16 protein-coding genes are annotated in these 18911 nt (G+C 69.2%); 7 read left to right on the top strand and 9 right to left on the bottom strand.

Going from position 1 to position 18911, the window contains the following annotated elements; genetic code table 11:
* Positions 1–4 precede the first annotated feature (4 nt).
* Complete coding sequence (trxA, locus tag ABZ493_RS00795; protein WP_416344037.1) at positions 5–337, top strand: thioredoxin; 333 nt, start codon at positions 5–7, stop codon at positions 335–337.
* Positions 338–2156: 1819 nt separating this feature from the next.
* On the top strand, positions 2157–3404 hold the full coding sequence (locus ABZ493_RS00790; RefSeq protein ID WP_430580272.1) for an IS256 family transposase: 1248 nt from the start codon (positions 2157–2159) through the stop codon (positions 3402–3404).
* 1144 nt (positions 3405–4548) lie between these two features.
* Here ABZ493_RS00790 and ABZ493_RS00785 read toward each other — a convergent pair.
* The 8 genes from ABZ493_RS00785 to rpmH all read right to left on the bottom strand — a co-directional run bounded on the left by ABZ493_RS00785 (position 4549) and on the right by rpmH (position 10515).
* The gene (locus ABZ493_RS00785) at positions 4549–5982 is read right to left on the bottom strand and encodes a ParB/RepB/Spo0J family partition protein (RefSeq protein ID WP_430580271.1); all 1434 of its coding nucleotides are present in this window, start codon (positions 5980–5982) and stop codon (positions 4549–4551) included.
* A gap of 157 nt (positions 5983–6139) precedes the next feature.
* Entirely contained in the window at positions 6140–7081 is a 942-nt protein-coding gene (locus tag ABZ493_RS00780; RefSeq protein ID WP_430580490.1) for an AAA family ATPase, read from the bottom strand.
* A gap of 291 nt (positions 7082–7372) precedes the next feature.
* Positions 7373–8032, bottom strand: a complete 660-nt coding sequence (gene rsmG, locus ABZ493_RS00775) for a 16S rRNA (guanine(527)-N(7))-methyltransferase RsmG (RefSeq protein WP_430580489.1) — start codon at positions 8030–8032, stop codon at positions 7373–7375.
* 79 nt (positions 8033–8111) lie between these two features.
* Positions 8112–8642: a R3H domain-containing nucleic acid-binding protein gene (locus ABZ493_RS00770; RefSeq protein WP_430580270.1), complete on the bottom strand. Its 531-nt coding sequence runs from the start codon at positions 8640–8642 to the stop codon at positions 8112–8114.
* A gap of 23 nt (positions 8643–8665) precedes the next feature.
* The gene (gene yidC / locus ABZ493_RS00765; protein WP_430580269.1) at positions 8666–9601 is read right to left on the bottom strand and encodes a membrane protein insertase YidC; all 936 of its coding nucleotides are present in this window, start codon (positions 9599–9601) and stop codon (positions 8666–8668) included.
* Positions 9602–9658: 57 nt separating this feature from the next.
* Positions 9659–9988 (bottom strand): membrane protein insertion efficiency factor YidD, encoded by a 330-nt coding sequence (yidD, locus tag ABZ493_RS00760; protein WP_430580268.1) that lies wholly within the window; start codon positions 9986–9988, stop codon positions 9659–9661.
* Entirely contained in the window at positions 9985–10374 is a 390-nt protein-coding gene (gene rnpA, locus ABZ493_RS00755; RefSeq protein WP_430580267.1) for a ribonuclease P protein component, read from the bottom strand. The genes yidD and rnpA overlap by 4 nt, the downstream gene beginning before the upstream one ends.
* Before the next feature lie 3 nt (positions 10375–10377).
* A complete protein-coding gene (gene rpmH / locus ABZ493_RS00750; RefSeq protein WP_013840089.1) occupies positions 10378–10515 on the bottom strand; it encodes a 50S ribosomal protein L34 in 138 nt (45 codons plus the stop codon).
* Between the two features lie 420 nt (positions 10516–10935).
* On the opposite strand from rpmH, the gene dnaA reads away from it, so the two are divergent.
* From dnaA to ABZ493_RS00725, 5 genes are all read left to right on the top strand, one after another.
* Positions 10936–12351 (top strand): chromosomal replication initiator protein DnaA, encoded by a 1416-nt coding sequence (gene dnaA / locus ABZ493_RS00745; protein ID WP_430560887.1) that lies wholly within the window; start codon positions 10936–10938, stop codon positions 12349–12351.
* Between the two features lie 646 nt (positions 12352–12997).
* Entirely contained in the window at positions 12998–14131 is a 1134-nt protein-coding gene (dnaN, locus tag ABZ493_RS00740; protein WP_430580266.1) for a DNA polymerase III subunit beta, read from the top strand.
* 41 nt (positions 14132–14172) lie between these two features.
* Positions 14173–15066 carry a phosphogluconate dehydrogenase (NAD(+)-dependent, decarboxylating) gene (gene gnd, locus ABZ493_RS00735; RefSeq protein ID WP_430580265.1) on the top strand — a complete coding sequence of 298 codons (894 nt, stop codon included), beginning with the start codon at positions 14173–14175 and terminating at the stop codon, positions 15064–15066.
* A 32-nt stretch (positions 15067–15098) separates the two neighbouring features.
* Positions 15099–16289 carry a DNA replication/repair protein RecF gene (recF, locus tag ABZ493_RS00730; protein WP_430580264.1) on the top strand — a complete coding sequence of 397 codons (1191 nt, stop codon included), beginning with the start codon at positions 15099–15101 and terminating at the stop codon, positions 16287–16289.
* The gene (locus tag ABZ493_RS00725) at positions 16279–16890 is read left to right on the top strand and encodes a DciA family protein (RefSeq protein ID WP_430580263.1); all 612 of its coding nucleotides are present in this window, start codon (positions 16279–16281) and stop codon (positions 16888–16890) included. The genes recF and ABZ493_RS00725 overlap by 11 nt, the downstream gene beginning before the upstream one ends.
* A 76-nt stretch (positions 16891–16966) precedes the next feature.
* Here ABZ493_RS00725 and ABZ493_RS00720 read toward each other — a convergent pair whose 3' ends face one another.
* A complete protein-coding gene (locus ABZ493_RS00720) occupies positions 16967–18595 on the bottom strand; it encodes an LPXTG cell wall anchor domain-containing protein (protein ID WP_430580262.1) in 1629 nt (542 codons plus the stop codon).
* Positions 18596–18911 lie beyond the last annotated feature (316 nt).

Genomic DNA, 18911 nt, shown 5'->3' with positions numbered 1-18911 from the left:
ACACATGGCTACCGTCGCCGTCACCGACGACACGTTCAAGTCCGAGGTCCTCGAGTCCGACGTCCCCGTCCTCGTCGACTTCTGGGCGACCTGGTGCGGCCCCTGCCGCATGGTGGCCCCGATCCTCGAGGAGCTCTCGGACGAGTACGAGGGCAAGATCAAGATCGTGAAGCTGGACACCGACGCCAACCAGGCCACCACCATGGCCTACGGCATCACGTCGATCCCGACGCTCAACGTCTACTCCGGCGGAGAGCTCGTGAAGTCCGTGATCGGTGCGCGCCCCAAGCGCGCACTCCAGGAGGAGATCGACGCGGTCCTCACGCCGAGCGCCTGAGCATCTGTCACGAAGGCCGACCGTGTTTCACGTGAAACACGGTCGGCCTTCGTCATGCCCGGCACGCCCTGCCGGTCGACCGGACGCACCACGCCGGCGGCGACCCCTCGTCACCGTGAGCGATAGCCGCGGAAGATCACCTCTCGGGCGGTCTGAGCCCTATCCGCGGTATGACCGGTCAGTCCGCTTACGCCCGTCACACACCCGTGGCGAGACCCTGTGCCGCACGTACCGCCCGTGCTGATGGGCGAACTGCGCGGTCATCGTGAGGTCGTCCGCTCAGGCGCTTCCCTCTCCCCCGGAGGCCGGCCGCGCTCGGCGCCCGTCAGAGACGTCGGCCTCGTCACGGAGGCCGGGGGCGCCATGGTCGCCTCCCCGCGCGCCGCCATACCGACGGTCCCCCAGGCGCCATCCCCGTGGACCAGCGGGGCGGCTCGACGACCGTGCGGGTGCCATCGCCTCGTGGCAGCAGTGCCCGCCTCACGGTCACCGACGGACCACCGCCACCCCTCCCCCTGTCCGGTCGGTGAAGACCTCACGTCGCCACCCCGCGGGACGGGCGACGCGCTCGCGCCGGCGCGGCGTCCCCCACCTGGGCCTCGACACGCGCATCGACCACCGGCGCTGGCCCCCTGCCCTTGGAGCGCTTCGGGCTCGATGATCCCGCCGGTACCGGCCTCCGCCGTCCCGCGGGCCGGCCGATCGCCCCACACGCAGAACGCACTCGACTCCACTTCTGGCCAAGGACGGGTCGGCCCAGATCGGCACCCTTCCTCTGGCGCACCGTGACGGAGACGCCTCGTTCCCGGCGGCTCGTCCGCAGGGCAACCCCAGGCGGGGAGTGATCGGAGTCCTCGTTCGACCTCGCGCTCTCCTGACTCCCGTCGCCAGAGGCCCCGGTCCGAGTCCGCGCGTGCGAGGACGTCAAGCCCGTACCCGCTTCCCAGGCGTCCTCGAACCGTCCCCCCGCCGGACACACGTACAGCTCTGGCCGGCTGCTGGGTGCAGGCGGGCGCTCAGGATGGAACGCCTCGTCGGCCTCGATGGTGGCGACTGGCCTCACACTGCGAAGACGACTGGTGCAGGCGTCACGCCCCTGTGACCTGCAGAGATCCGCTTCGAACGCGACGTCAGGCGCGCTTCACGGTCGGTCACTTCGCCTCGTTCGCTTCCCTCGCCGTCCGAGGGTCACGTCGTGCGGGTTGTCGACCACCACCTCCCCCGGTGCCTTCGCGGCCAGCGTTTTCCTCCTGCGGCCACTCCCTGTCCGCTGGAGTGCAGCCCTGGCCCCTCGCGTCGAGGTGGCCGGCGCAGAATCACGACCCGGCCAGCAGCCCGGCGCTGCTGATGGAACGGAGGGCTGCTGTGGGTGGGCTGGTCGTCGGCAGCTCGGTGCGCTTCGTCCTCCTGCCGCGGTCCCGACCCGCACCGCGCCTCATCACAAGCGGCGTACGGGCGTGACTGTGCTCGGCCGCTCATGGCTGTCGTCGCATAGCCGCAGCCAGAGCTCCATGGAACATCGCGTTGTGTCTGGGCCCCCGGCTGCCGCCGCGGTCCGCCGTCTGGCGCACGGTGCTCCTGCGCGTGGCCTTGCTGTCATGTTTCACGTGGAACGCCGCCAGACGCCAAGGTGGCGACTGCACGCCCTCGCCTACGCATCGACGAGGCCGGACTCTGTTTCACGTGAAACAGCAGTTGAGTCCCAGATAGTGGTGTAGCGCGGTCGCCAGGGTCGTCGAGATCTTCGACGAGACGTGAAGCGGCCACCGCGTGATCCTTCGAGTGAACCCTTCACAGCACCCTCGAACGGAGCATCACGATGACCGCACCACACATTGTCGACCCTGCCGGCCTGCTTGGCGAGGCCCTGACCGAGGCCTCCCCGGATCTGATGCGATCGCTGTTGCAGACGGTGATCAACGCCCTGCTCAGCGCGGATGCCGATGCGGTGGTCGGCGCGGAGTGGGGCCAGCGGTCGACGACGCGCACGGCGCAGCGCAACGGCTACCGGCACCGCGATCTGGACACCCGGGCCGGCACGATCGACGTCGCGGTCCCGAAACTGCGTTCGGGGACCTACTTTCCGGAGTGGCTGCTCGAGCGCAGGAAGCGGGCCGAGGCCGCGCTGATCACGGTGGTCGCGGACTGCTACTTGGCCGGCGTATCGACCCGCCGGATGGACAAGCTCGTCAAGACCCTCGGCATCAACAGCCTCTCGAAGTCGCAGGTCTCGCGGATGGCGGCGGATCTGGACGAACAGGTTGAGGCGTTCCGCCACCGTCCCCTGGACGAGGCAGGCCCGTTCACGTTCGTCGCCGCGGACGCGTTGACGATGAAGGTCCGCGAGGCCGGGCGGGTCATCAACGCCGTCGTGCTCGTGGCGACCGGGGTCAACGGCGACGGGCACCGCGAGGTGTTAGGTATGCGGGTCGCGACCGCGGAGACCAAGACGGCGTGGAACGAGTTCTTCGCCGACCTCGTCGCCCGCGGCCTGGCCGGGGTCCGCCTCGTCACGAGCGATGCGCACTCAGGCCTGGTCGAGGCGATCGCGGCGAACCTGCCCGGCGCGACCTGGCAACGGTGCCGCACCCACTACGCCGCGAACCTCATGGCCATCACGCCCAAGAGCCTGTGGCCCGCGGTCAAGGCCATGCTGCACTCCGTCTACGACCAACCCGACGCCGCATCGGTGAACGCCCAGTTCGACCGGCTGCTCGACTACGTCACCGGCAAGCTCCCCGCCGTTGGCGAGCACCTCGACACCGCCCGCGCCGACATCCTCGCGTTCACCGGCTTCCCGAAGGACGTGTGGACCCAGATCTGGTCCAACAACCCCTCTGAGCGGTTGAACAAAGAGATCCGTCGCCGCACCGACTCGGTCGGAATCTTCCCCAACCGAGACGCGATCGTCCGACTCGTGGGAGCCGTCCTGGCCGAGCAGACCGACGAATGGGCCGAAGGACGCCGCTACCTCGGCCTCGACCTCCTGAACCGCTGCCGACTCACCACGTTCACCGAGCCAGGAACGGAGGTAAACACCGACCCCGTCCTCGAACTCAGCGCCTGACCGCATGAGGATCACCGAGCGCTACACCACCACCTGGGACTTGACCGAAACAGCCGGGATCTGGATGATGGCGTCCTAACGCCTTATGCCGTCGGGGCGCGTCGCCCGACGGCTCTCCGCACGCCATTCGGCACTGATCCATGTGTCAAGGTGCCCGGCCTGGAACGGTCATCCAGATCGGCCCGCACTGGGCGAAGATCAGCCTCTGCGTCAGTTCGCGTCCGCCACCATCGTCCGCGGTCAGTTCGTGTCGCCACCGTGTGGCCACGATCGCCGCCCGGGCCATCCTCCATCCCCTGGGCCACGCTCTGCCCCGCCCCCCGGCCGTGCCCCACCCACGGGCGTGCGACGAAGGCCCAAATGGGGGCGCGATCCTTCTGCGTCGATCCGTGGCCTCCTATCCCTCGCCAGCGCACGAGTGCCCGGCCCGCGAGCATGACGGTCCGATCCCGCATGCCAAAGCGTCGAGGCGCCGTCCGACATCCCGCACCGAAGAATCAGCACGACCCACACTGGGAGCGTCTCGACCGTGCACGTGAGTCATGCTCCAGCACCATCTCCGCAGATGCTGATCCGCCTGCCCTTGCGCGGGCACTGCACCACACCGGGCGCTGGGCGCTTTCGATACCCGTGCACCCGGTGCACGACGGATGGCCGACACCCGCGCGCGAATCGCCGGGGATGAGAACCCCCTGGTCAAAGCCTTGAGAGGTGCACCCTCGCGACCGGATGTCGGTAGGGGGCCCTGCCCTGCGTGCCGACCAGCACGACCGACATGTGCTGTCGGCCGATCCCATCGCGCTGCCACACGTTCGACTCCCTACATACCCGCTTTCCCGATGTCCCTCGCGAAGCGCGACACACACGAGGACGTTCACGCTGATCGCCATCGCGGGCCGTCGTTCCGGACTCACCATCTGGTTACGCGGGAAGAACATCGACGAGCACGTTTTACGTGAAACACCGCCGCACCCGAGACGCCGCCCCCTTCCGTCGTCGCGACGCCTTCGTCACTCTCCGCGCCGGGCGACACACGCTGTCTCGCCAAGTCACTGCTGGCGGCCACGCTGGTGGTGCACACCACCCAACAACAAGAACGGGCACCGCTCCTCGAGAGCGGTGCCCGTTTCACGGGTACCACAGGTCACGCGCCTCCGGACCGCAGGAGGCCCGGGTCCTCGGGCGCCATCACTCCGAGAATCCTGTTGAGGTCCTCCACGGACGCGAACTCGACGGTCAGTCGCCCCTTGGTCTTCCCGATGCTCACCTTCACGCGCGTCTCGAAACGGTCGGCCAACCGTGTCGCGAGCTCGTCCATGGCCTCGCTTCGCTGCCCCGCGCGGGGAGCACGCCTCGTCGGAGCCTCGACATCGCCGCTGGTCAGCAGCGCGACGACCTCCTCCGTCGCCCGTACGGACAGCCCCTCGGACACGATGCGCTGGGCGAGCCGCTCGATCTCCGCACCGTCACTCAGGGAGAGCAGAGCCCGAGCGTGCCCCGCAGAAAGAACCCCCGCTGCGACGCGCCGCTGAACGAGAGGGGGCAGCTTCAGAAGGCGCAGGGTGTTAGAGATCTGCGGCCGCGATCTCGCGATGCGCGTCGCGAGCTCCTCGTGAGTGCACCCGAAGTCATCGAGCAGCTGGCGGTACGCCGCCGCCTCCTCGAGCGGATTGAGCGCCGCCCGGTGCAGGTTCTCCAGGAGGGCGTCACGCAGCATGTCGCTGTCGTCGGTCTCCCGGACGATGGCCGGGATGGTCTCGAGGCCGGCGGCCTGGCTCGCCCGCCACCGACGCTCACCCATGATGAGCTCGTATTGCTCCTGCTCAGAGGCGTCGGGACGCACCACGATCGGTTGAAGGACACCGATCTCCGCGATCGAGGCCACCAGCTCGTCGAGCTCACCATCGTCGAAGACCGTTCGCGGCTGCCAGGTGTTCGGGCGGATCGAATCGACGGGGATCTCCGCGAAACGAGCGCCGGGGACCGGCTTCAGTTCCGTTTCACGTGAAACACGATCGTTCCCGTCCGCCGGATCCGACAGGCTCTCGGAACTCGAGGGCGTCGAAGCAGTCCCGTTCGAGGTGACACCCTCGCTCTCAGCCCCGTCGTCCTCTGCGGACGCAATGTCCGTGACATCGTCGAGGTCCGCCACCTCGATGCTCGTGATGAGGCCCAGTGACAAGCCTTCGGCACCGAGCAACTCCTCCGCCACGCGCTCAGTCGCGACGTCGGTGGGCTCGTCCCCGACGCTGGGCGCCTCAGAAAGAGTTGATGCGGGAGCGCCGTCGTTCGCCGGCGTCTCCTTCGACGGCGATTCCGCACCGGTCCGAATGCTCAGCCGGCCTCCCGCTATCGCAGAATCCCACGAGGCGGAACGGCGCGAGGCCCGGCCGGAATCGTCAGCAGCAGGTTCCGAAGAGGAGCGATCCGCGGCCACAGTCGCCAGCGCTCCTCCCTTCTCGGCGGCATCACGGCTCTCGCCCGCAGGGAAGAAGACGTCGACCGGACGATCGCCCTCCGGACCTGACGGGATCAACGCGCCGAGCCCGCGACCCAGGCCACGCTTCTTCTGACTCATGCTCCAGCCTCCTGAACCATCTGGCCCCGTGCTCCCCTGGTCGTCCTGAAGTTGCTGTCATCTCCCCGTGGGGAACCTGCCACACCGCCGCGGGGCACACCGCGGTATTCCCTCGTCGAGCGACGCGCCAGCCGTGGCCGATCGCGGTCCACTAGCGTCATCGCTGGTCAGCGCGCTGCGGCGCGCGCTCCGCGAGCTCCCGAGCGGCCTCGAGGTAGGCCAACGATCCCGTAGAACCTGGGTCGTAGGTCATGACCGTCTGCGCGTGGCTGGGTGCCTCCGAGATGCGTACCGATCGCGGAACGGTGGTCCGCAGCGTCTGGTCGGGGAAATGCTCCCGCACCTCCGCGGCGACCTGCTGCGCCAGGTTCGTCCTGCCGTCGTACATCGTGAGCAAGATGGTCGAGACTCGGAGCTCGGGGTTGAGGTGCGCCTTGATCAGCTCGATCGTCTTGAGGAGCTGGCTCAGTCCCTCGAGGGCGTAGTACTCGCACTGGATCGGGATCAGGACTTCCCGTCCGACCACGAAGGCGTTGACGGTCAGCAGTCCGAGGCTCGGGGGGCAGTCGACCAGAACGTAGTCGATCTGCTCCTCACCCCGCCGCTCGCGCTCCGTCAGGTAGGCGTCGAGTGCGCGCCGAAGTCGTGTTTCACGTGAAACGAGAGAGACGAGCTCGATCTCCGCACCGGAAAGATCGATGGTCGCGGGCACCCCGTACAGCCCCAGAACTGACGGGCACTCCTGCACCGTGTTCGCCAGCGGCTCGTCCTCGACGAGTACTTCGTAGATCGACGGCGTACCGGCACGGTGCTCGAGGCCCAGTGCTGTCGAGGCGTTCCCCTGGGGGTCGTTGTCGATGACCAGCACCTTGAGGCCGGACTGGGCCAGGCCGGCGGCAAGGTTGACGGTCGTCGTCGTCTTCCCCACGCCACCCTTCTGGTTCGCGACCGTGATGATGCGGGTGCGCGCCGGCCGAGGGAACTGTCGACCCTGCAGCTCGATCCGACGACGCGCGTCGATCGCGAGCTGCGCTGCCAGCGGGGTGGACTCGTCGGCCTCGGGAACCGAGGCCACGAGCGCATCGCGGTATCCGTCGATCGCCGAGGGAAGGCCGCCGGGCGCCCAGGCCAAGTCCGGCGCGGTTTCACGTGAAACGTGCGGATCGCCCGTCGCGGTCCCATCGTTCTGCGGGACGTCGTCGACGTGCTCCGTACTCGTGCTCACGTGCCGCTCCTCCGGTTCGTCACAGGGACTCTGCACCGGGATCGCGGCACGTACGACGCCACGGCCCGGTGCTCCGCGCTCACTCTACGGCCTGCGCGACCTCGCGACGGGTCAAAACTCCGACCCGTGGACAGACCTGGGTCCACGACCGACGGCGGCCGGTGGTCAGCTGCGCCGGATCCGGAGAATCGTGGTGGGCTCGACGTCCTCGATGGTCGTTCCCTCAAGGATCTCCGGCTCAGCCGTCTTGAACGAGCGCAGCACCTTGCGGGCCGGCTCGATCTCACGTTCCACGTTGCGACCCTTCAGCACGACCATCGCTCCGCCCTTGCGCACCAGCGGCAGGCTCATCCGCGCGAGCTTGCTCAGGGCCGCCACGGCACGTGACGTGACGATGTCGACCTCGAACGCGTCGTGATACTCCTCCGCGCGTCCGCGCCTGACCTGCACGTTCTCCAGCCCCAAGTTCTCGACACACTCCTGGAGCCACGCCGTCCGGCGCTCCATCGGCTCGATGAGGTGGATCTCGATGTCGGGGCGCTGAACTGCCAGGACGAGACCGGGGAGCCCCGCGCCCGACCCGATGTCGGCGACCGAGCGCGCGTCTCCGAGATAGGGAGTCACTGCGGCGGAGTTCAGGATGTGCCTCTCCCAGAGGCGCGCCACCTCCCGCGGACCGATGAGCCCGCGCAGCTCACCCTCGTCCCTGAGGCTCGCGGCGAAGCGCGCTATAAGGGCATAGCGGTCCCCGAAATACTCGCGCACCGCCACGCTCTCGCCGAGCGCCGCGTCGTCGTCAGCCGTCCCTGCCTGTGTCTCGTCGATCACGATCTCTCCCTTGCACTCCCACCACATGACGAGAGCCCGTCGTTTCACGTGAAACAACGGGCTCTCGTCGAGGCTGTCAGGACTCCGACGCCGCACCCTGGTCCGAGGCCGGCTGGACCACGACGTATCGGGCCGGCTCCACGCCGCGCGAGTCGCTCACGAGGCCCGCCGCCGCAACAGCGTCGTGCACGACCTTGCGCTCGAACGCGTTGAGCGGGTCCAGCTCCATCTCTCGACCGGACTCGCGCACCTGCCGGATGGCGTCCTCGGCCAGGACCGTCAGCTCCTCCCGGCGCGCGGCGCGGAAGCCCGCGATGTCGAGCATCAGACGGCTCCGCTCCCCCGTCCGTGCCTGGACGGCGAGCCGGGTGAGTTCCTGCAGTGCCTCGAGCACCTCCCCGTCGCGACCGACGAGCGCCGACAGGTCCTCGTGCTCGTCCGCCACGATCTCGACCGCCGCGCGGTCGTGCTGGATGTCCAGGTCGATGTCGCCGTCGAGGTCGGCGATGTCGAGCAGCTCCTCCAGGTAGTCAGCCGCGATCTCGCCCTCCTCCTCGAGGCGCTTCGTACGGTCGGGGCCCTGCTCCACCGGCGTGTCCGTGGTCATCGGTGTTCGATTCCTCTCGCTGCTCAGCGGCGCTTCTGGCGGTTCTTGCGCTTGGGCTGCTCACGCTGCCCGCGCGGCTTCTCGGGCTCGGGCTCGGGGGTCGCCTCGATCGCGCCCTTGGCCGCGGCCTTCCGCGCCTGCTTCTCCTTGAGGAGACGCTCCGCCTCCGAGCCGGGGGCCGGCATCTTCTTGATCGTGTAGAACTGCTGGCCCATCGACCACAGGTTCGAGATGACCCAGTAGATCAGCACGCCGACCGGGAAGTTGATGCCCGAGATCAAGAAGATCACCGGGAGGATGTAGAGCATCATCTTCTGCGTGCTCGCCATCGGGCCCTCGAGGGCCGCCTTCGGCATGTTCTTCATCGTCAGCTGGCGCTGGGTGAAGAACATCGTGGCGCTCATCAGGATGATGAGGCAGATGACGACCACGCGCGACGTGGTCGAGTCCGTGGTCCGGAAGACGTCGGACAGCTGGGCGCCGAAGAGGCTCGACGACTCGATGTCACCGGCGATGCGCTGGTCGATCGGCCCGATCGCCTTGTGCGTGCCCTCGGCGATGCCCTGAAGGTTGTTGAGCACCCGGAACAGGGCGAAGAAGATCGGGGACTGCAGGAGGATCGGCAGGCACGACGCCATGGGGTTGGTGCCGTGCTTGCGGTACAGCTCCATGGTCTCGCGGCCCATGGCCTCGCGGGACGCAGGGTCCGTCTTGCCCTTGTACTTCTTCTGCACGGCCTGCAGCTCGGGCTGCATCATCTGCATCCCGCGCGAGGCCTTGATCTGCTTGAAGAACAGCGGGATCAGCGCGATACGGATCACGACCGTCAGGGCGACGATCGAGAACACCCAGGCCCAGCCGGGTCCGTCCTGCATCCCGAGGGTCGTGAACAGGGCGTGCGCCCCGTACATGATCCAGGCCACGACCCACTCGATGGGGTAGAGGATGGTGTCGAACATCCCGAATTGTCTCCTCTGTCGGAAAGTCTGCGTCCCCGGCGGCGCGGTCCGGGAGGGTCAGTGGTGTGCTGCGCCGCGGTGCTCGTGGCCCGGCACGTCGACATCAGCGTCGACGCTCGAGGTGCGAGCGGGTGGGACGTCGTCGACTCCGCCGAGGCTCCACGGGTTGCACCGCAGGATCCGCCACAGAGCGAGACCGGTTCCCCGTAACGTGCCGTGCGTACGGATCGCGATGATCGCGTACTGGGAGCACGACGGGTAGTACTTGCAGGTGGGCCCCGTCAGCGGGGAGATCACCGACTGATAGACGCGCAGGACGCCGATGAGGACGGCGGCCGGGAGATTCCGCAGGACGTCGCGCCCGCGGCCGACGGCCGCGGCGGTCACGATGCCCTCCGGGACCGTGCGAGGGCACGGTCGAGGCTGCTCGTGAGGTCCCTGTCGAGATCCGCGTACGTGGCGGCGCTCGAGGCCGGCAGGGCGCGCACGACGATCCGGGCTCCGACCGGGAGCTCGGAAAGGTGCGCCGCGGCGATGTGCCGCAGACGACGCTTCACCTGGTTGCGGTGCACGGCGTTCCCCACGGCCTTGGATACGACAAGACCGACCTGTGACGGCGCACCGCCCGCGACAGCACCGACGCCGGCCTCAGGGCCGGCGTCGGGGTCGACGAGGAGATGCACCACCACGGTCGATCGACCTGCACGCGTGCCGCGGCGCACCGTCCGTTCGAAGTCGACGGAACGGCGCAGTCGGTGCGCCGCGGGCAGCATCCGTCAGGCAGAGAGCTCGGCGCGACCCTTGCGCCGACGGTTCGCCAGGATGGCGCGGCCGGCACGGGTGCGCATGCGCAGCCGGAAGCCGTGGGTCTTGGCACGACGGCGGTTGTTCGGCTGGAAGGTCCGCTTGCTCACGAGGTACTCCAAGAAACGTCGGGGAGGTACACCGTCAGTTCCTCGACGATGCAGGGTCTTGTCGCAGGTCGGACCTCGCGCACGAGGCGTGGGGGCACCGACCGGGCCGACCCGAGGACCGCCAGCCCGGTTAAGGGCGCGCGAAAGGACCTGGAACGGCTGTCCGACGTTACGCCGTGGAGGCCCCTCAGGTCAAACCCGCCCAGCGGCGACGCGCAGCCGCCGGTGGCTACGATGGGGAGGACCTCACGCACCTCGGCGCGACGTCGCGCCGGCCGCCGGGTACGGTCATCGTCCACAGCGTTCTCCACAGGTTCCACAGCATGTGGACAACGCTGTGGACGGAGTTCCGGCATGGCAGACTCGCGACCTCGTTGACCACCATCTGCCCCATCCCGAACGACCCGAAGGACGACGCCCGTGGCCCAGCCGGACGAGAACATCACCGACGTCTGGGCACACACGCTCGCCACCCTCGAGGCCCGCCCGGACATGACCGCCCGGCAGCTCGCCTTCATCAAGCTTGCGAAGCCGATGGCCATCCTCGAGGACACCGTGTTCATCGCGGTGCCGCACGAGCAGACGCGCGCGTACCTCGAGACCTCGGTCCGGGACCAGCTCGTCTCCGCGATGGCGTCCACGCTCGGGCGCGACATCCGTTTCGGCATCACGGTGGACCCCGAGCTGAGCAGCGACACCCTCACCGGTCCGTCCCAGGACTACACCGCTCCCCCGGAGCCTGGCGTCCCGGACGAGCCGGAGGCGCCCCCGCTGCCCCCCAGCCCCAAGCAGCCGGCCGAGCCGACGCGGCTCAACCCGAAGTACATCTTCGAGACCTTCGTCATCGGCTCGTCCAACCGGTTCGCCCACGCCGCGGCCGTCGCCGTCGCCGAGGCTCCCGCCAAGGCGTACAACCCCCTGTTCATCTACGGGGACTCCGGCCTGGGCAAGACGCACCTGCTCCACGCCATCGGCCACTACGCCCACAACCTCTATCCCCATGTGCGCGTGCGGTACGTGAACTCGGAGGAGTTCACCAACGACTTCATCAACAGCATCGGCGAGGGCCGCGCGGGGGCGTTCCAGCGCCGCTACCGCGACGTCGACGTGCTCCTCATCGACGACATCCAGTTCCTCGAGGGCAAGGAACAGACGATGGAGGAGTTCTTCCACACCTTCAACGCCCTCCACAACGCGGACAAGCAGGTGGTGATCACCTCCGACGTCCCGCCCAAGCAGCTGAACGGCTTCGAGGACCGCCTGCGCTCCCGCTTCGAGTGGGGCCTCATCACGGACGTGCAGCCGCCGGACCTGGAGACGCGCATCGCCATCCTGCGGAAGAAGGCCGCGAGCGAGCGGCTCGACGTCCCCGCCGAGGTGCTCAGCTACATCGGCTCGCGCATCTCGACGAACATCCGCGAGCTCGAGGGTGCGCTCATCCGTGTCACGGCCTTCGCGAACCTCAACCGCCAGGCCGTGGACCTGGCTCTCGCGGAGATCGTCCTGAAGGACCTCATCACCGACGACGACACGCAGGAGATCACCCCGTCGATGGTGATCGCGCAGACGGCGGCCTACTTCGGGCTGACGATCGACGACCTGTGCGGCTCCTCGCGGTCACGGGTGCTCGTCACCGCACGGCAGATCGCCATGTACCTGTGCCGCGAGCTCACGGACCTGTCGCTCCCGAAGATCGGCCAGCAGTTCGGCGGGCGCGACCACACCACGGTCATGCACGCGAACAAGAAGATCGCGGGCCAGATGGCCGAGCGTCGCTCCACCTACAACCAGGTGACCGAGCTCACGAGCCGCATCAAGCAGCAGCACCGCGGCTGATCCCGCCGCACGACACGTCGCTCCACGGGCCCGTCCACCTCCTCCACAGGGGTGTGGATCCGGGCCCGTCGGCGTCTCTCCACATCCTCACCCACAGGGGAGTGCCCAGAAACGTCCGGTTCCGCCGCCTCTGTCCCCAGCCCTGTGGAGCGTTGTCGTGGACAACAGGCCCCTCGCGGGGCCTCGAGAGATTCACACCTGTGGAAAACCTTGTGGACGGGTGTGGACCGCAGCCCCAGAACAGTGGACGACGACGCCCCGATCGGTGGACGGCTGTGGGCAAAGAATCCGTCGCCCACAGGCCATAGGTGTTGTCCACAGTTGTGCCCCCACGGCCTCCACACCGCGATCAAGGCTCTGACCTGCGGAAACGCCCGTCATCCCCAGAATCCACAACCCCGATGACGATGACGAACGTTTGATCATCAGAAAATTCCCCACACCTTCATCAGGCCGGCTCGCGCTTCCAGGCCGGTCCGCGCCTCAGCCTGAGGATCACGTGCCGAAGAGCCCTTGTCTCGCGTAGGGTTTGGCTCGGACGACGAGGCTGGTCGGGGAACCTCGACGGTCCGGGCCGGTCCCGGGCCACGACCCCACGCCCGTGCGTCCACTTCGATCGACAAGGGTCGACAACGCGAGGAGTGGGATGAAGTTCCGGGTTGAGCGTGACGTCCTGGCCGAGGCCGTGACCTGGACGGCGCGCACGCTCCCCACGCGCCCGCCGGCACCGGTGCTCGCGGGCGTCCGTATCGAGGTCGACACCGCCGGCACCATCTGGCTGTCCAGCTTCGACTACGAGGTCTCGGCCCGTGCAGAGATCCCTGCCGAGGTCTCCGAGCCGGGCACCGTCCTGGTGTCGGGACGCCTCCTCGCGGAGATCTCCCGTGCCCTCCCGAACAAGCCGGTCGACGTCACGCTCGAGGGCACCAAGGTGGTCCTCACGTGCGGCGCCTCGCGCTTCACCCTGCTGACCATGCCGGTGGAGGACTACCCCACCCTGCCCCAGATGCCCGAGCTGAGCGGCACGGTGACGGGCGACGCGCTCACGCACGCCGTCGCACAGGTCAGCGTGGCCGCGAGCCGCGACGACACGCTCCCGCTGCTCACGGGCGTGCGGATGGAGATCGAGGGCGAGCGCATCACGCTCATCGCGACCGACCGGTACCGCCTCGCCCTGCGCGAGCTGACCTGGACGCCCGCCACGCCCGGCTACTCGGCGGTCGCGCTCGTGCGAGCCCGCACGCTGACCGACGTCGCGAAGTCCCTGGGCAGTGGCGGCGGCCTCGTCAACGTGGGTCTGTCCACCGGCCAGGGCGTGGACCTCATCGGCTTCGAGGCCGGCGGCCGCCACACGACGTCGCAGCTCGTCGACGGCGACTACCCGCCGGTGCGTCGCCTCTTCCCGGACGCGACGCCGATCCACGCCGTCGTCGCCACCGCGCCGCTCATCGAGGCCGCCAAGCGCGTCTCGCTCGTCGCGGAGCGCAACACCCCCATCCGCCTGTCGTTCACCGACGGCCAGGTCGTGCTCGACGCGGGCCAGGGCGACGACGCGCAGGCGTCCGAGGCCCTTGAGGCGGTGCTGGTGGGCGAGGACATCCAGGTCGCGTTCAACCCGCAGTTCCTGCTGGACGGGCTGGGCGCGCTCGGCACCGACTTCGTCCGGCTGTCGTTCACGCACCCGAACAAGCCGGTCGAGTTCACCGGCCAGGAGTCGCTCGACGGCGAGGACTCGTCGGAGTACCGCTACCTGCTCGTGCCGATCCGCTTCGCCGGCTGAGCACGTCCGCCCACCTGCTCGCACCGCTCCTGGAGGTACCCATGGTCAGCCACATCGGACTTGTCGGTCTGGGCAAGATGGGCAACAACATGCGTGAGCGGCTGCGTCGTGGCGGCATCGAGGTCACCGGGTACGACCCGCGGCCCGAGGTGTCCGATGTCGCTTCCCTGGCCGATCTCGTGGCCGCGCTGCCCGCGGACCGCCGCGTGGTGTGGGTGATGGTGCCGGCGGGCGACCCGACGCGCGGCGTCGTGCAGGAGCTCGGCACCCTGCTGGGCGACGGTGACGTCGTCGTCGAGGGCGGGAACTCGCACTACCCGGAGGACCAGGCGCGTGCGGCGGAGCTGGCCGAGCGTGGCATCGGCTATGTCGACGTCGGTGTGTCCGGCGGTGTGTGGGGCCTGGAGAACGGGTACGGCCTGATGTGCGGCGGCGATCGCGCGCACGTCGAGACGCTCATGCCCGTCTTCGACGCGCTGCGGCCCGAGGGACCCCGCGAGGAGGGCTTCGTCCACGCCGGTGAGGTGGGCGCGGGGCACTTCGCGAAGATGGTCCACAACGGCATCGAGTACGGCCTGATGCAGAGCTACGCCGAGGGCTACGAGCTGCTCGCCGCGAAGGACATCGTCACGGACGTGCACGGCACGATGAAGGCGTGGATGCGCGGCACGGTGGTGCGGTCGTGGCTGCTCGACCTCATGGTGAAGGCGCTGGAGGAGGACCCGGCGCTGGCGGCGATCGACGACTGGGTCGACGACTCGGGCGAGGGCCGGTGGACCGTGGACGAGGCCATCGACAACGCGGTGCCGCTGCCGGTGATCTCGGCGGCGCTGTTCGCGCGGTTCGCGTCCCGGCAGGACGAGTCCCCGGCGATGAAGGCCGTGGCTGCGCTGCGTCAGCAGTTCGGCGGGCACGCGGTCAAGCCCGCGCAGTGAGGTCGGCGGTGTCGGGCCGCCGAGCAGGGTAGATGTACGTCTCGCACCTTTCCCTCCTCGACTTCCGGTCGTACGCGGCGGCGGACGTCGAGCTCGAGCCCGGCCCCAACGCGTTCGTCGGGCGCAACGGGCAGGGCAAGACGAACCTCGTCGAGGCCATCGGCTACGTGGCGACGCTCGGCAGCCATCGTGTCGCGAACGACACCCCCCTCATCCGTGCGGGGGCGGAGCGGGCAGTCGTCCGGACGCGGATCGTGCGCGGGGACCGCGCGTCGACCGTCGAGCTGGAGATCACCGCGGGCAAGGCGAACCGGGCCCGCGTGAATCGCGGGCAGCTGGGCCGGGCGCGCGACGTCCTCGGCATCCTCCGCACGGTGCTCTTCGCGCCCGAGGACCTGGCGCTGGTCAAGGGCGACCCGGACGGGCGGCGTCGCTTCCTCGACCAGCTGGTGGTGCAGCTGCTCCCCCGCGCGGCCGGCCTCCTGAGCGACTACGAGCGGGTCGTCCGGCAGCGGTCGGCGCTGCTCAAGTCGCTGCGGGGGGTACGCCGATCCGGCGCCGGCACGGAGGACACGAGCACGCTCGAGGTCTGGGACGCGCGGGCAGCGCAGCTCGGCGGTCAGATCCTCGCCATGCGGCTGGCGCTGGTCGAGGTCATGAGGCCGCACGTCGCGGCCGCGTACGAGCAGGTCAGCGACGCGGACGGCGACGCCGAGCTCGCCTATCGCTCGAGCGTTCCCGGCATCGCGGACGGCGCGACCCCGGCCGCGGAGGATCTCGAGAAGGCGATGCTGGGCGCGATGACAGAGTCCCGGGCGCAGGAGATCGAGCGCGGGGTGAGCCTCGTCGGACCGCACCGGGACGACCTGACCCTCACGCTCGGCGGCCTGCCGGCCAAGGGGTACGCGAGCCACGGCGAGTCGTGGTCGTTCGCGCTGGCGCTGCGGCTCGCGTCGTACCGGCTGCTCGGCGGTGGCGAGGAGCCGGAGCACGTGCCGGACGCCGCCTTCTGGGACCCCGATCTCGACACCGATGCCGATCCCGTCCTGATCCTGGACGACGTGTTCGCCGAGCTCGACGTGCGGCGTCGTGAGCGGCTCGCGGAGCTCGTCGCGCCGGCGCGACAGGTGCTCGTCACGGCCGCCGTGCCCGACGACGTCCCGCCGGGGCTGCTCGGAGCACGGTTCGAGGTCACCCCGGGCCAGGTGCGTCGTGCGGACTGAGGACGGCGAGGACGACGACGCGGCCGGCGGCGGGCCCGACGACGACGGAGCGCGCGACGCGTCGTCCCGTGCCGAGGACCCGCGGCCGGTCAAGGACCGCACCGAGCTGACGCCGCCGTCGGCCGTCGCGCGCGAGGCGCTGAACCGCGCGAAGGCCGCCGCGCGGGCGAAGGGGCTGCGGCCGGGATCGCCGGCACGCCGGTCCCCCCTCGCGGAACCGCGTCTGTCGGGGCAGGGACCGGGCGCCCGTGACCCGCAGCTGCTGTCGGAGGTGGTCGGGCGCCTCATGCGCGACAAGGGCTGGTCTGCGGACGTCTCCGTCGGCGGAGTGATCGGTCGCTGGCGTGAGGTCGTGGGCGACCAGGTCGCGGACCACTGCCAGCCGGAGACCTTCGAGCAGAAGGTGCTCGTGGTGCGCGCCGACTCGACCGCCTGGGCGACGCAGGTGCGATTGCTGGTGCCCACGCTCCTGCGGCGGCTCGAGGAGGAGATCGGCGAGGGCGTCGTCGAGCAGGTCACCGTGCTCGGCCCCGCGGGGCCCGGGTTCCGCCGCGGACGACGATCCGTCCGCGGCCCGGGGCCGCGCGACACCTACGGCTGAGCGCTCCAGTGCCTGTGGACGACGAGAAAGGGCCCGGCCGCTGGTGCGGCCGGGCCCCTTCTCCGTGCTCAGTACGTCAGTGCTGGATGCGGCGACGCAGCCAGAACAGCACGCCGCCGCCCACGATCAGCAGCGCGGCGATCCCGGCGAAGACGCCCACCGTCGCGCCCGTCTGCGGGAGCTCGTCGGCGGCCTCGGCCTCGACCGGCGGGACGTCAGCGTCGTCCGCGACGACCTCCACGTCGGCGCCGCCCGTGCCGACCGGGTTCGCGCACTCGGAGGACGCCTCCGGGTAGCTCACGATCTGCGAGTACTCCGGGTTGACCTCGAAGAGCACCTCGACGCCGTCTCGGGTCCAGGCGTAGTTGCCGTCCGTCTCGACGTAGGAGCCGTCGTCCTGCTGCTCCCAGCCCGGCCACTGCTTCGGCGCGGTGTCCGAGGCGCCCGGCCACAGCAGCTGGCCCTCCAGCGGCTGGTCGGTGGCGACGTAGTTGTCGCCGCCGTCCGGGTGGAGGAACGTGATCGTCAGCGGCGTGTCGCTGTCGACCTCGACCCCCTCGGGGAGAGCGACGCCATAGTCGAGGTACGGGGTGTCGCCGACGCACACCGCGCCGATGTCGTCGGAGGCGATCAGTTCACAGTCCGCATCGGTGAAGGTGCTGTCCGTGACGGCGTACAGCGCCGTGGTCACACCGGTGGAGGTGTAGCCCTCCGGCAGGGTGCCGAGCGTGTAGCCCGCCGCAGCGGTGGCGACGACACCCTCATCCGTGGACCTGTAGGTGATGTTGCCGCCGTCCGCAGGGAGGTCGAGCCTGTCGTTATCCACGCCGCAGAGGTCGGCAACCGTCGGCAGGACAGGCCTCACGACGGGCAGCGTGGTCTCGCACTGGCTGGAGTCGAAGTCGAACTGCCAGGTCGTCGCGGCCCCGTCGACAAGGGCCACGCCCTGGTTCGGGGTTGCGGTGACGACGACGTGGGTGCGCTGGTCGTTCCACTCCTCTGCGTAGGTCGCGAGTTCCGACGTCGGCAGAGTCACTGCGTCACCCGGTCCGCACACGTCCACCGGCACAGGAGCAGGCAGCTTGACGGGCCCGCCAGGCTGGTCGCAGGCCGGTACGTCCACGAGGTCGGACAGGTTCTGATGGACGGCTCCTCGGAGCCACTTCTGCAGTGTGAGCACCTGGCGCTTGATCTCGGTCGGCCAGACAAAGTCACCGTCCGGGGCCACGACATCCTGCTGGACGGCCCAGCCAGGGCCGCAGACCTCGGCGGGGAGGTCTCCCGGGAACTCCGTCCACAACTGGTTCCCCTCGCGGTGGGCGATCAGTTCCTGGTCTCCGGAGTTACCCCAGGATGCAGGTTCGTCGGCGTGGTCCTTCTCGTACAGGTAGAGCCCGACCTCGAGTCCGTTGTCTGGAGCGGGGCGGCAAGCTTCGAGCTCACCTGAGAAGCGCCGGTCGTACCCGTTGTCGTCGTGGGCGTCGATGCGCACTTCCCAGCCATGGGGCGCGGCAGGGTCGAGACCAAATGCCTTCCGATAGTCACCGGAGAACCGGTGGTCTTGCACCATCTGCTTGTCGTCGAGGATGACGGTGACGGTGGCATCGGGGTAGGAGTAGAGCTCGATCCGGAGCTCACCGGTCTGGCAGCTCGCCCCGACTTCTGGGTGGTGGGCGGAGGCAGGCGCCGCGGTGGCGACGAGCATCCCTCCGACGGCGAGCGTCGTGGCGGCGACGCCGGCCAGGGTCCTCTTCACTGTGGGGTTGTCCCTTCGGTGGTGACCGGTGCACGGGCGCGCACCAGCCGAGGTGCGAAACGGGGAATCGTGGTGTAGTACACCAGTTTCCTGGGCAAAACGGGAGAGGATATTGATAACGGTCGGAGCACGAAAAACGGACGTTCGCGAAGTCCGGCTCCGATCGCCCCCAGAGATGTGGAAAACCTTGGGGAAAACCCTGTGGACAACGCTGCGGGGACGACGCCGTCCACCGCCTGTGGACAACGTGTGCCGAACTTCCCCC

It is taken from the genome of Isoptericola sp. NPDC019482 (assembly GCF_040632295.1).
Classification (GTDB): Bacteria; Actinomycetota; Actinomycetes; order Actinomycetales; family Cellulomonadaceae; genus Isoptericola.
Note: the sequence above shows the minus strand (reverse complement) of the source record. Positions and strands in the feature narration are given on the sequence as shown.